Genomic DNA, 12,997 nt, shown 5'->3' with positions numbered 1-12,997 from the left:
GCAGCGGTCTAAGCGCCAGAGGGGCTCTCTGCGGCAGCCAGCACCTCTGCGGGGAGTACGTCTCCCGCGTGGAGCACTTCGACACCGAGGAGTCGACCATCCGAGTCGAAGTCCAAGTTGATCTCGCCCTTGTCGCCGGGAGTGGCTATCGAGTGGACCTGCTCAGCGGCCTGGCCTGGCGCGATGGCGGAGACGACTTGGATGTAGGCCGCGTCGGCCTCTGCGTCATAGGTGATCTTCACTCTGCTAACCCTTCGTGACGGTGATGATGTTGCCCGACTTGTTGTCCACGATGACGCGGATCCTGTTCTTGCCGGAGCCCTGGGTGAAGACGGACGTGCCCTTGTTGCCGGCCGACTTGACGCCGTTCTGCACCACCTGCTTGATCACAGCCTGGCTGACACCCCGCGCGGCTGCCTGAGATGCGGCATGCGCGGTGAACCTGGCCACGACCAGCAGCGCCGGGATCCAGAAGGGGTCGGCCACCACCGGGAACGCCGTCGCCGAGGTGAGCGTCACGGACTGCACGAGGGCGGAACCGTCGATCCGGTAGGACGTGGGAACGGCCGAGCCGTTCGCGTCCAGCGCCCACGCGGGCTCGAATGTGCCGAGGATCTCTCCTGCCGCATCGCGCGCCGTGACTCCGCCATCCTCGAGAGGGACGAGCTCGACGCCCTCGCCGAGCTCGAACCTGTACTCGCGGGGCGCCGCTGCCGATTCGATGTGCATGAGCGCACGGAAGGTGCCATCACCCGTGTCTTGGATCGCGGTCGTGTAGTCGGCGCCACCGGTGACGTTCAGCGACAGCTCGTCGCTCTGTGCGGCGGCGCGCGGTGCGCCGGGGAGGCGAAGCTGCACGTCGGATCCGCCGGATCCTGGAGCCGAGACGAGCCCGTCCGAGAGGTCGATGGACTCGGCGGTCGTAGCGGTCGACGGCAACACTGCCCTCGTCTCCACTGCGCCTCTGATGTTGTCGAGCGTGGTGTCCTCTGCTGCGTTCGCCGGGCCGACCCCCGCCAGTACGAGAGCGCCTGTGGCGACGATGCCGAGTGCTGAGTATCCGATCTTCATGGTTCCCCCTTTGGTGAAATCGAGTCATCCCACCGTGGCAGTCGGCCGTCGGCCTCGGCTTCCGCCAGACGGATGATTGACAATCGCAACTACTTCTGCCCGTCGGGATCGCCATGCACCTCTGGCATGGCGTCGCTGCGCCTGACCGCCTCGGCGGGATGCGCCTAGCCTCGACAAGGGGCGCGCCGCACCGCCGCCCCCACCCGCATCCACGAGGAAGAGGAACGCGCATGACGACCTGGCTGATCACGGGATGCTCCACGGGGCTGGGGCGCGCGTTCGCGGAGGAGGCGCTGGCGCGTGGGAACGACGTCGTCGTCACGGCGCGCGACGCCGCGAACGTGCAGGACCTCGCCGACCGCTACCCCGAGCACGCCCTCGCGCTCGACCTCGACGTGACCGACCAGGCGCAGGTGTCGCTCGCCGTCGACGAGGCGACCGCCCGCTTCGGCGGCGTCGACGTGCTCGTCAACAACGCGGGCTACGGCTACCGCGCGGCCGTCGAGGAGGGTGACGAGGCCGACGTCGTGCGCCTGTTCGACACCCAGTTCCACGGCAGCGTCCGCATGATCAAGGCGGTGCTGCCCGGCATGCGCCAGCGCCGCAGCGGCACCATCGTCAACCTCTCGTCCATCGGCGCCGCGCGCACGGGTGCCGGATCCGGCTACTACGGCGCCGTGAAGGCCGCGATCGAGCAGATGACCATGGCGCTGCGCACGGAGCTCGCGCCGCTCGGGATCGTCGCGACGGTGGTCGCGCCCGGATCCTTCCGCACCGACTTCTCGGGCCGCTCGCTCACGCAGTCGGCCACCGTGATCGACGACTACGCCGAGACCGCCGGCAAGCGCCGCAAGGAGAACGACACCACCGACGGCACGCAGCCGGGCGACCCGGCCCGCGGCGCGGAGCTGCTCGTGGACGCGGTCGAGCAGGGTGCTCCCTACTACCTGCTGCTCGGCGGCGACGCCGTCGAGATCGTCACGGGCGCGCTCGACGACCTGCGCGCCGACGTCGACGCGTGGGCGGAGCGCAGCCGGGCGACGGGATACGACGCGAGCTGAGGATGCCGGAGGATCGCCGCATGCCCTCATCCACCGCCCTCCTCGTGATCGACCTCCAGGCCGGGGTCCTGCCCGGCTGCCTCGACGCCGGCGGAGTGGTGGCGCGCACGGCGTCCCTGGTCGAACGCGCCCGCACGGACGGGACGCCGGTGGTGTGGATCCAGGACCACCACGGCTTCGCGGAGGGCGACCCCGACTGGGCGCTCGTGCCGCCGCTCGCGCGGGCGGCCGACGAGCCGCTGGTGCGGAAGGCGCATCGCGACTCCTTCGCCGACACCGACCTCGCGGAGGTGCTCGCCCGGCTCGGCACCACGCGCGTCGTCGTTGCGGGCGCGCAGACCGACTACTGCGTGCGCACCACCCTGCAGAGCGCCGCGGCACGGGGGTTCGACGTGACGCTCGTCGGCGACGCCCACACGACGGCGGACGCGCTGCATGAGGGCATCGCGATCGGCGCGGCGCAGATCGTGGCCCACACCGACCTGTACTTCGCGACCTACCGCCACCCGGGGATCGTCTCGACCGTGGAGCCGCACGATCGCGTGGAGCTCTAGCGCGGGTCGCCCTCAGGAGGTGCGGGTGCGGCGGGCAGACCGTCGCCGCTCGCCTTCTTCTTGGGGCGGACCCCCATCACGAAGAAGGTGATGCCGAGGACCAAGAACGGCAGCCCGGCGACGCGGGTGTCGTCGAGCGTGAGCATGAGCACGAGGCCGAGCATCCCGAACACGATGCCGAGCGACGCGTTCGTGCTCGTCGAGTCGTCGTCGTCCTCCGCGGGCGGGTCGGCGGGATCCGCGGGCGTCGTCGGTTCGCTCATGACCTCACGCTAGGCACCGGGCCGGCCGGGCGCGTCCGCCTCGTGGGGGACGCGGGCGCGAGCGACGGTCAGCGCGACGCGCCCCGCCGACGCCACCGGACGACCGAGGCCGCCAGGAACACGACGGCGCTCACGACCATCAGCAGCAGGCCGAGCGGCCGCAGGTCGTCGCGCGTGAGCGCCATCACGACGCCGATCGCGAAGAGCACGGCGAGCCCGGTGTCGCGCAGTCGGCCGCCGCTGCCCGTCGCCCCGCGCTCGCCGGGTGTCGTCGCATCGTGCATGCCCTCACGCTAGGCGCGGGCCCGCGCCCGCCGCGTCCGCCGGATGGCGGAGCCCGGTCAGAGCCGCCCCTCCAGCTCCAGCAGCGTCGTCCTCGACGCGATCACGCCGACATGCGATCGCATCCGCCTCGTGGCGGAGGGGCGGAGGGCGGCGCGGTCGTCGTGCGCGTGAATGCGCCGGATGTCACGAGAGCCGATCCGCCTGGCACGCGAGCCAGATGGCGACCGCCGCGCCGGGGGTGGCGAAGGCGGCGACCGTGCCAGCGCACCGGCGAGCGGATCGCCGCAGGTCCATCGGCGCCCTCGGCGCGAGGAGCCCCCATACCAGCGCGGCCGCGATCATCACCAGGGTGACGGAGGGGAGAGCGAACACGACGATGACCGCCAGCTGGCGGGCCTCTCCCGTGCCATGGTCCAGGCCCTCGCCCAGTGCGAAGAACCAGAGCACGATGAGGGCGATGGAGCCGAGGCAGGCCAACCCGAGGGCGGGGCCCCAGACAGCGCAGAGCCTCCGGCCATCCCGCGGGTGCCTCAGGGCGGCGAGGATCGCGGACGCGGATGCCGCGACGACGGTGATGATGCCGTACTGAGCGGAAGCGGCGAGCAGGCCGGAGGCGTCCGCGGCCCGCAGGGCATTCGCGGAGGCGAAGGACGCTCGTCCCGCCAGGAGCGCACCGGCGACCGCTGTGACCGTGACGACCGCCGCCACGAGATGCGGAAGAAGGAGCCGCCCGAGCCTGCTCACGATGTCGCCGGCAGTCGCGCGCGCGACAAGAGGGTTGTGGTGCATGCGTTCACGAACAGAGGCAGCTCGTCCTTCGTGGGATCGTCCTGCCCTTCGCCGAACGCGTTGCGCGCGTACGACGGCCATGGCCACCCGCCCGCGAATATGGACTCGATGTTCTGGCCGATGGCATCTGCGAGACCCACGCCGGGCCGCGCGAATCTGGCGCGGAGGAAGTCCGCGATCCTGTCGACGGGGTCGGGCCTCGACCCGAACCGATGGGCCATCGATTCCGACATGGAGATGCCGCCCAGGACATCGCGCCCGACGAGCCACCCGTCAGCGTCCGAGATGAGATCGGGTAGCTGCCACTCCGAAGTCTCGCCATCGCTCCCGCCCAGATTCGCGGAGACGAAGTCGCCGATGGACAGCCCACCGGCGAACTTCCTGTAGTTGGCCCACAGCTGCACGACGTCCAGAGCCCAACCGCCGAGGTCTCCGATGCCGATCGCACCATCCCCGGCGCACGCGCCCCAGTAGTTGACCCCCTGCGCGACCACTGCCAGGTGCTCGAGGTCGCCGTCGTAGTCACCGACGATGGTCGCCGGGAGACCCGAAGCGGCGAAGTAATCCGAGCGCGCGGCGGCGTAGAGGGCCTGCATAGTCGGTGACGAGTAGTCGAGGAACTCCGAGTACGGCGTGTACTTCAGGAAAGGACCATACGCGTACTTGGTCCTCATGAGGTAGAAGAGGACCAGGGTGCTCGCCCCTCGAGGCGTGGCGGTCATGTGCGCCGCCATGGCGCGCTCCGCCAGCACCTCCTGATTGACGATGCTCCAGTGCAAGGACCGACTTCGAACCGTGGCATCAGGTGTGCGGATCACCATGTCCCGCGTGGTCGGTCGTGCGCGGACGGAGACCGCGTTCCGGTCGATGTTCACGGGCTTCACCTCTTGGATCTGGTTGTACCACCAGCCCTTCGGCATGGGGAACCCCAGATTCCCCGAGTAGCCCGACGACATGCCGCTCACCCAGACCGCGTCAGCGAGATCCATCTCCGAGATCCTCGAGCAGGCATTGCGCGTGGAGTAGATGCCGACCTTGTAGTCCACCGTCACAGAGGTGTCGATGCCGCGATTGACGCCCTCGAAGTACGGCTTCAAGAGCGTGTCGATCTCCGACGCGAATGCGTCGTAGTCCACCGCGAAGAAGATGACCGTTCCGCTCTTGAAGCCGAGCTGGCGTGCGCGCAGCGCGGCTCGGGTTCCTTGGTCCTGCCCTATGGCGCCGGTGAAGTACTGCGGTCCGTTGTTGTACTCCTGGAAGAGCGGGACGATCGAGAATCCCGCGTCGAAGAGGAGGCTGATCTCCCCCCGACCGATGGACTTGCCGGCGACGGTCAGGTACCTGCCGGCGGTGCGATAGCCCTGAGAGTGGAACGACGTGGCGCGCTCGACGGTGAACTCCGTCGTGGAGTCGATCATGGTCGTCGGCCTCGACGGGTCGCCGGTGCTGACGAGCAGCGCCGCCCACGTGCCGAAGTCCGCGGCACCGGAGACCGTGATCTCGAGGAACTGCTGGAAGGCCGTCGTGGCTGACCGGGTGGCGGAGTCGAACGTGCCGTTCCGTGTGATGTCGTAGCCGTTGAAGGCCAGCGCGAGCTGGAACAGCGAGATGAAGCTCTTGGCTCCGTCCTTGTCTCCGAACGCCGATGACGCCTGCGTGCGGAGCCCGCTTTGCGTACCCGGCCCGAAGTTGCCGTTCGCCGTGGCGTCGTCCATCGGGATCTCGTATTGGATCGCGAGGAGCAGACCGCGTTGGACATCACGCGTGTAGTGCCCGTCGCACGCGAGCAGGGAGAATCCGGAACGGTTCGAGTACCGGGAGTTCAACCACTGCTGCCCCGCCCTCACCGCGCCGGAGCCGCCCGCGGTGAGCGCATTGGTGTCCATGGTCAGCAGCCATCGCATGAGCTTGACGTCGACCGAGGCCGTCGACGGCAACCCGAGTCCATCTCGGAGCTTGACCACGGCCAAGGAGACAGCATCGGACCACCTACCGAACTGGGTGTCGCCGAAGACCCCCTTGCACCAGATCGCGCACTGCACGATCCCGATCACGTTCGGAATGGTGGTCAGGACGGAGACGGAGCCCAACTTGGTGACGAAGGATGCGGAAGTGGCGGACCCGAAGTTGTCCGACAGCGAAGCTATTCCGAGCTCGTGTTGCAGTGCCCTCGTGAGCGCGTACATGGTCTGCCAGCCGGCCGACCCGTCCTCCTCGATCGGGGAGTAGCCAGCGACGCCCGTGTACTGCGCGTTGAGCCAGCGTTGTGAGTTCAGCACCCAGTTGTTGTCCATCGCGGATCCTCTTCCGTTGCGTGAGCATGAGCCTTGCGGGATGCGGAGCGGACGGCGAACAGATGGTCCCCGTCGCCGGGGCGTGCTGCCGGTGGTCTAGTCCGCGAGCTGGTCTGCAGCAGGTCGCCTGGGGCTGGAGGACGGTACTGCCGATTCGCGATGGGTGTCGCGCTGCGCGGCCCGCGCGTGAGTGGGAGCGGTGAGCCAGGCTCGCCCGTAGGTGATGTCGTCTCGGAGCCCGGCACCCGTGACGGCTCGTGCTGTGAACACGAGGGCCAGCCGGTTCCCGGGGGCGAGGTCGCGGGCCAGGGTCCAGGACGTCTCGTCGTCATCGTCGCCCGGCGGGCGACGAGCGACGCAGAGCGAGTCCTCATGGGTGGCGTCGAGATCCATCCGGCTCACCAACCCGTGGTCGGCGACGAGATGCAGGACGGAGCCCGACGGCACAGCACCGGGCCCTGTGCTGTGGACGAGGACGACCTGGGGGAACACGTACGTGTCCCCGTCTGCTCCGCCGGGGAGGGGCAACCGTCCCCATCCCACCTCGATCTCCACACCCCACGCGATGTCCTGCGCCACGGACAGCCCGCGGGGGGCGGTCCTGGTGAGAGCGGGCAGTCCGTCGTGGGTCGATGCCGACAGCACGGGTGTCGCCAACGCACCCGTGTTGTCGTGCGGGTACAGCCAGACATCGGCGAGCGGCAGTGCGACTTCGATCGAGTCGCCTGAGCCGGCGCCCGCAGGCAACTCGAAGGTCATGCGGCCGCGCGGGTCGGTGCCCGTGGCATGGACCGCGGCTTCTCCGCTGGCGACCGCTGCCCTCCAGATGACGGGTCCCCCCGTCCACCTCTGGGATCGTGTGTCGTAGTCCACGGTGACGCCGATGGGTCGGGACCCGCTCCTCAACCCGTCGGCCGTGAATCCCAGCAGCTTCGTGATGGGGATGGCCGTCAGGAAGTCCTCACCGAACACAGTGCTCGCTGATGTCCTGAGCTGGACGTCGACTGCGGACGGCTCGGTCGCCGCCTCGGCGGAGGAGCGAGAGCCGAGATCGTCGACCAATGCGACGGTGATGACGGCTGCTGAACCGAGCAGCAGGCTTCTGCGGGTGACACGGGCTCGGGTCACTGGTCCTCGACCTTCATGGAGCGTCGTGGTAACGCATGAGCGACTTCGGGGGTGTGATGCGCGGAGCAGAGGACGCGGGCGCTCACGAAGGTCGAGGAGCTCCGACCCGCGGCATGCGCGAATGTCTGGACGCTAGCTGTCCCGGGCGTGCTCGGTGCATCGGCTCCACAGGGCGCCGCGTCCCTCGGGCGCAGCCCGCCAGGGGATCGCGCTCTTTCCCCGGAGGCCTCCTACTCGCTAGATCCGCCCCTCCAGCTCCAGCAGCGTCGTCTTCGCCGCGAGCCCGCCGATGTAGCCGCCGAGCGTGCCGTCGGAGCGGAGGACGCGGTGGCAGGGGATCACGACGGGCAACGGGTTCGTCGAGCACGCCGTGCCGACCGCGCGCGTGGCGGCCGGGCTGCCCGCGGTCTCGGCGACCTCGCGGTAGGTGCGGGTGGATCCGTACGGGATCTCCGGCAGCAGCCGCTGCACCCGGTCGCGGAAGCCGGTGGAGAGACGGCGGTCGAGCGGCAGGTCGAAGGAGCGGCGGCGGCCGGCGAAGTACTCGTCGAGCTCGCGGGCGGCCTGGTCGAGGCGCTTCGGGGCGCGCAGGATCCGCGGGCCGAGCGTGCGGGCGAGGTCGTCGAGCACGGTGTCGTGGTCCTCGCGGGAGTAGGCGACGCGGATCAGCCCGCGCTCGGTGGCGACGAGCAGCAGCGGGCCGACGGGGGAGTCGATCGTGGTGAAGCCGGCGTCGAGCGCGCCGTCGGCCTCGGCCCGGTCGGCGAGGCGCAGGCGGAGGGCGTCGAGGGCGGGGGCGGTCGGGTCGGCGCGGTCGAGGGCGTCGGCGTCGAGGAAGGGGGCGTCGAGGTGCGTGGCGTCGTCGGCGGGGTCGGCGGGGTCGGTCACGGTCGTCCTCCTCGGGCGGGTGCGGGTGCGGGTGCGGGTGCGGGTGCGGGAGCGGCGGCGGCCGCGCGGGCCCCGCCCGGCGGATCCGCCCCCATCGACCGCCGCAGGCTCGCCACCCCGTCCGCCGCCGCGCGCCGCACCGCCTCCGCGGAGCCGCCCACGATCTCCGCGACCTCCGCGTACGGCAGCCCGCCGAGGTACCGGTACGCGACCGCGAGCCGCTGCCGCTCGGGCAGGGCGGCGACCGCGCGCCAGAGGTCCGGGTCGTCGGATCCGGGCACGCCGAGGTCGGAGACGCCCTCGGGCACCTCGTCGACGGGGAGCGCGCGGCGGCCGCGGGCGCGGATCGCGTCGAGGGCCTTGCGGTGCGCGATGGTGACGAGCCACGCCCGCACGTCGGCGCGCGGGCCGAGCCGGGGGTACGCCACGAGCGCCGACAGGAACGTCTCCGACCAGGCGTCCTCGGCGTCCGCGTGCCCGCCGAGCACCGCCCGGCACACGCGGAGCACCACGGCGCAGTGCTCGGTCACGACCCTGTCGAACGGCTGCATCATCTCCACACCGGGTAGACGCCGGGGCGGGGTGATCCGTGAGGTCGGCGTGCGGATCAGTCTCGCGGATCCCGCCGCCCGGTCGGTAGGGCGCCCGCGCGGACCACCCGCCACGCGCCCGCCTTGGGACGCGCCGTGCGCTTCCTCGGCATCGCCGATCCGGCGCCCGTGCAGTCCGTGGGGACCACCCGTGACGGTCCTCGCGGATGACGACCCGGCGCCCCGCGGCCCCGAGGATGGAGGAGCGGCCCACCCCCGCCGCACGCTCCGCGAGGAGCACGCTCCGCGAGGAGCACGCTCCGCGAGGAGCATCCGCCGCCGGCCCGTCCCCCCCCTCGGGTCGGCGGCGGTGCACGTCCGACCGAAGAGGATCCCCATGACCGGCATCGCCTGTCCCGCCGCCCGCGACGACGAGGCGACCGGCCCCGGCCCCGCGCCCCGGGCGCTGCGCGTCCTCGTGGTCGACGAGGAGGCGCCCATCACGCAGCTGCTGTCGCTCGCGCTGCGGATGGAGGGCTGGGACGTGCGCGTCGTCGACACCGGCCGGGCCGCGATCGAGGCCGCCGTCGGGGACGCGCCCGACGCGATCCTGCTCGACATGATGCTGCCCGACATCTCCGGCGTGGAGGTCGTCGCCGAGCTGCGCCGCGCGGGCGTCGCCACCCCCGTCCTCTTCCTCACCGGCCGCGACTCGCTCGAGGACCGGCTGGCCGCGTTCGGCGCGGGCGCCGACGACTACGTGACGAAGCCCTTCGGCCTCGAGGAGGTCGTCCAGACGCTGCGCGAGCTCTTCCGGCGCCGCGGCCTGGCGCCGGCCATGGTCACGGCGGGCGACCTCGTGCTCGACCCGGCGACCGGCGAGGCGTGGCTCGCGGGCGTGCCGCTGGAGCTGGATCCGACCGAGCTCGCCGTGGTGCGCGCGCTCGCCGAGGAGCCGACGCGCCGGCTCTCCCGCTGCGAGCTCGCGCACCGGCTGGCCGAGGGCGGGGGCGACGCAATCGCGCCGCGCGCCCTGCTCGACCTGCCGGTCGTGACGGGTCGCCGGGCGGGCGGCGAGCAGGTCGTGCTGGTGGGCGTCGCGGGCGACGACCTCGTGCTCGCGCCCGTCGTCTGACGCCGGATCCGCCCGCCCCCGGCACCCCAATCCGGGGGATGGTCCGGCGAGTCACCCCCGCAACTCCGGGGATCATGAGTCACACGCGTCACACTGCGCCAAGATTCTCCCCAGGTGGGGAAAGGAAGTCCCTACAGTCGGCGGTGGGGAGCAGATCCTCCCCGCCGCGTTCCCGAGACTCCGGAGCGCGTCCCCTTCCACCGCACGGCCGCGGCACAGCAATGGCGCGGGCAGGCGGTCCTGCACCACTGGAGATGCCATGACCCGTCCCACCCCCGCCGCAGGTCGCGGCAGGTCGTTCCGCCGTGCGGCGGCCGGCGCCTGCCTCTCGGCGTCGCTCGTGATCCTGCCCCTCGCGATGGCGCCCGCCGCCCACGCCGAGACCGTCCCCGTCGACTCCGCGCCCGTCGCGGTCGAGGCGCCCGCCGCAGCGGAGCCGACCCCCGCCGTCGAGGCGCCCGTCGCCACCCCGACCCCCGCGGTCGAGGCCCCCGCCGAGGACGCGGCCCCGACGCCCGCGCCCGCCGAGGAGACGGCCCCCGTCGCCGACGCCCCCGTCGAGACCCCGGCCCCCGCCGTCCCGACCCCCGGCACGCCGAGCACGGGCCTCCCGACGCTCGAGCCGACCGCGCCCGTCGTCGAGCTGCCCTTCACCTGGACCACGCCCGACCGCGGCGTCGCCCTCCCGATCAACGAGGCCGTGCCGTTCGCCGGCACCGGCACCGCGGGCAGCATCGTCACCGCCAGCTACTTCAACGCCGTGGGCGTCAAGTCCATCGCCGGCATCGGCATCGTCGGCGCGGACGGCACGTACGCGTTCCCCGCGAGCTTCACCGAGCTGCTCGAGGGATCCAAGACCGCGAGCGTCACCCTCACGCAGGTCGGCCTCGACCTCACCGTCAAGGGCGAGATCCGCGGCCTGGTGCGCTTCGCCGAGGCGCCCGTCGGCCCGTTCGTGCGCGCCGACGCGTCGTTCTCGACCATCTCGCCGATCTCCGTCACCGAGGCCACCAGCCTCCTCGGCGGCCTGAAGGTCACCGCGACCGGCTACCTCCGCTACGAGGCCGTCGAGGTCACGGTCACCGCGCCCGACGGCCGCGTGATCCAGCTCAGCGACGCCAACGGCGGCGTGGGCGTCGGCACGCGGTCGCTCAAGGACCTCGTGCGCGCCGACGTCGACGGCACCTTCGCGCAGCCCGTCATCCTGTTCGGCGACGTCCAGCCGGGCACCTACCAGGTGTCCGTCGCGGGCCTCGAGTCGGGCCTCACGCAGGGCGGCACCGTCGAGCTGACCGCGGCCGACGCGGGCGGACCGGCCATCCCCGGCCTGCCGACGCTGCCCGGCACGCCCACCCCGGCGCCGACCGCGCCCTCGATCGACCCCGCGGGCACCGCCCCGAAGCCGATCACCAAGCCGGCCGCGCACCACGATGACACCCTCCCCGTCACGGGCACCGACGGCGCCGCGGCCCTCGGACTCGGCGGCGTGGGCGCGCTGCTCGCGCTCGTCGGCGCGGGCGCGCTCGTCGCCCGCCGTCGCCTGCGCTCCGCGGAGTAGCACCACGGCACCACCCGCACCACGCACGACGACGGCCGGATCCCCGAGGGGATCCGGCCGTCGTCGCGTGCGGACGCGGCGCGCGCCTTGTCCCGCGCCGCGGCCGCCCCGTACATTTGACGCGAGCCGCAACGAATCCCCGCACGCGGATCCGCCCGCACGCCGATCCACCCCACGAATGAGACGAAGGAGTCCCATGTCCGACACGCAGCCCTCAGCCTCCGCCCCGCAGACCGGAGGCGCCCTCGGCGTCGCGATGATCGGCCACGGCTTCATGGGCGCCGCCCACTCGCAGGCCTGGCGCGTCGCCCCCGCGTTCTTCGACCTTCCGCTCGCGCCGCGCATGGTGTCGGTCGTCGGCCGCGACCAGGCGCGCACGCAGGAGTCCGCGGACCGCTGGGGCTGGGAGCGCGCGGAGACCGACTGGCGCGCCGCGATCGAGCGCGACGACATCGACGTCGTCGACATCTGCTCGCCCGGCAGCACCCACGTGGAGGTCGCGGTCGCCGCGCTCGAGGCCGGCAAGCACGTGCTGTGCGAGAAGCCGCTCGCGAACACGGTCGAGGAGGCCGAGATCATGGCGGCCGCCGCCGAGAAGGCCGCCGCCAAGGGGATCCGCGCGATGGTCGGCTTCAGCTACCGCCGCGTGCCCGCCATCACCTTCGCCCGCGACCTCGTCGCCCAGGGCGCGATCGGCGAGCTCCGCCAGGTGCGGGCGCTCTACCTGCAGGACTGGCTGACCGACGCCGAGGGCCCCATGACGTGGCGCCTCGACAAGGACGCGGCGGGATCCGGCGCGCTCGGCGACATCGGCGCGCACATCGTCGACGCGGTGCAGTTCATCACGGGCGAGACGCTCGACGCGGTCAGCGGCCTGCTCCGCACCTTCGTCGAGGAGCGCCCGCTGCTCGCCGAGACGCGCGGCCTCGGCGGCGTCGCCTCGAGCGAGCGCGGGAAGGTCACGGTCGACGACGCGGCCTACTTCACCGGGAAGCTCGCGGGCGGTGCGCTCGCCAGCTTCGAGGCGACCCGCATGGCCACCGGCCGCAAGAACGCGTTGCGGCTGGAGTTCAGCGGATCCGACGGCGCCATCTCCTTCGACCTCGAGCGCCTCAACGAGATCGAGCTGTACGACGCGACCGCGCCGGCCGACAAGCTGGGCTTCCGGCGGATCCTCGTCACCGAGCCCGAGCACCCCTACACGGCGGCCTGGTGGCCCACCGGCCACGGCCTCGGCTACGAGCACGCGTTCACGCACCAGGTGCGCGACCTCGTGCACGACATCGCCGAGGGCCGCGAGCCGCAGCCCTCCTTCGCCGACGGGCTCCGCGTGCAGCGCGTGCTCGACGCGGTGGAGCGCAGTTCGGCCGACGGCAGCGCGTGGAAGACGGTGGATCCCGCCGCGAGCTGACCCCCGCGGGCGCTCGCGTACCCTGGTCGG

General features: G+C 72.1%; 14 protein-coding genes. 5 read left to right on the top strand and 9 right to left on the bottom strand.

The genetic code is table 11. The features are described from left to right. Nucleotides 1-8: 8 nt before the first annotated feature. Entirely contained in the window at nt 9-242 is a 234-nt protein-coding gene (locus ACMT9T_RS09310; protein ID WP_414745284.1) for a DUF2283 domain-containing protein, read from the bottom strand. Between the two features lie 4 nt (nt 243-246). Further along, complete coding sequence (locus ACMT9T_RS09305; RefSeq protein ID WP_414745283.1) at nt 247-1,071, bottom strand: hypothetical protein; 825 nt, start codon at nt 1,069-1,071, stop codon at nt 247-249. Nucleotides 1,072-1,301: 230 nt separating this feature from the next. On the opposite strand from ACMT9T_RS09305, the gene ACMT9T_RS09300 reads away from it, so the two are divergent. After that, nucleotides 1,302-2,132, top strand: coding sequence for an oxidoreductase (locus tag ACMT9T_RS09300; RefSeq protein ID WP_414745282.1), 831 nt, complete (start codon nt 1,302-1,304; stop codon nt 2,130-2,132). Nucleotides 2,133-2,152: 20 nt separating this feature from the next. Then, entirely contained in the window at nt 2,153-2,686 is a 534-nt protein-coding gene (locus ACMT9T_RS09295; RefSeq protein ID WP_414745281.1) for an isochorismatase family protein, read from the top strand. On the opposite strand, the gene ACMT9T_RS09290 is transcribed toward ACMT9T_RS09295, so the two are convergent. From ACMT9T_RS09290 to ACMT9T_RS09260, 7 genes are all read right to left on the bottom strand, one after another. Beyond that, a complete protein-coding gene (locus ACMT9T_RS09290) occupies nt 2,683-2,949 on the bottom strand; it encodes a hypothetical protein (protein ID WP_414745280.1) in 267 nt (88 codons plus the stop codon). The genes ACMT9T_RS09295 and ACMT9T_RS09290 overlap by 4 nt on opposite strands. A gap of 68 nt (nt 2,950-3,017) precedes the next feature. Then, nucleotides 3,018-3,233 (bottom strand): hypothetical protein, encoded by a 216-nt coding sequence (locus ACMT9T_RS09285; protein WP_414745279.1) that lies wholly within the window; start codon nt 3,231-3,233, stop codon nt 3,018-3,020. A gap of 184 nt (nt 3,234-3,417) precedes the next feature. Next, on the bottom strand, nt 3,418-4,023 hold the full coding sequence (locus ACMT9T_RS09280) for a hypothetical protein (RefSeq protein ID WP_414745278.1): 606 nt from the start codon (nt 4,021-4,023) through the stop codon (nt 3,418-3,420). Next, the gene (locus ACMT9T_RS09275) at nt 3,975-6,317 is read right to left on the bottom strand and encodes a glycoside hydrolase domain-containing protein (protein ID WP_414745277.1); all 2,343 of its coding nucleotides are present in this window, start codon (nt 6,315-6,317) and stop codon (nt 3,975-3,977) included. Before ACMT9T_RS09275 ends, ACMT9T_RS09280 begins: the two co-directional genes overlap by 49 nt. Before the next feature lie 96 nt (nt 6,318-6,413). Further along, nucleotides 6,414-7,445 (bottom strand): hypothetical protein, encoded by a 1,032-nt coding sequence (locus ACMT9T_RS09270; RefSeq protein WP_414745276.1) that lies wholly within the window; start codon nt 7,443-7,445, stop codon nt 6,414-6,416. A 237-nt stretch (nt 7,446-7,682) separates the two neighbouring features. Further along, on the bottom strand, nt 7,683-8,333 hold the full coding sequence (locus ACMT9T_RS09265) for a methylated-DNA--[protein]-cysteine S-methyltransferase (RefSeq protein ID WP_414745275.1): 651 nt from the start codon (nt 8,331-8,333) through the stop codon (nt 7,683-7,685). After that, a complete protein-coding gene (locus ACMT9T_RS09260; protein WP_414745871.1) occupies nt 8,330-8,884 on the bottom strand; it encodes an RNA polymerase sigma factor in 555 nt (184 codons plus the stop codon). Before ACMT9T_RS09260 ends, ACMT9T_RS09265 begins: the two co-directional genes overlap by 4 nt. Before the next feature lie 376 nt (nt 8,885-9,260). Here ACMT9T_RS09260 and ACMT9T_RS09255 point away from each other — a divergent pair, with 376 nt between their 5' ends. The 3 genes from ACMT9T_RS09255 (at nt 9,261) to ACMT9T_RS09245 (ending at nt 12,967) form a co-directional block, all read left to right on the top strand. Further along, on the top strand, nt 9,261-9,998 hold the full coding sequence (locus tag ACMT9T_RS09255) for a response regulator transcription factor (RefSeq protein ID WP_414745274.1): 738 nt from the start codon (nt 9,261-9,263) through the stop codon (nt 9,996-9,998). Nucleotides 9,999-10,257: 259 nt separating this feature from the next. Next, nucleotides 10,258-11,556 carry a sortase gene (locus ACMT9T_RS09250; RefSeq protein ID WP_414745273.1) on the top strand — a complete coding sequence of 433 codons (1,299 nt, stop codon included), beginning with the start codon at nt 10,258-10,260 and terminating at the stop codon, nt 11,554-11,556. 196 nt (nt 11,557-11,752) lie between these two features. After that, the gene (locus tag ACMT9T_RS09245) at nt 11,753-12,967 is read left to right on the top strand and encodes a Gfo/Idh/MocA family protein (protein WP_414745272.1); all 1,215 of its coding nucleotides are present in this window, start codon (nt 11,753-11,755) and stop codon (nt 12,965-12,967) included. Nucleotides 12,968-12,997: the final 30 nt, after the last annotated feature.

The sequence above is a fragment of the Clavibacter vidaverae genome, assembly GCF_047529985.1.
In the GTDB taxonomy this organism is placed as follows: Bacteria; Actinomycetota; Actinomycetes; order Actinomycetales; family Microbacteriaceae; genus Clavibacter; species Clavibacter nebraskensis_A.
This window is presented reverse-complemented; position numbering and strand designations above follow the sequence as displayed.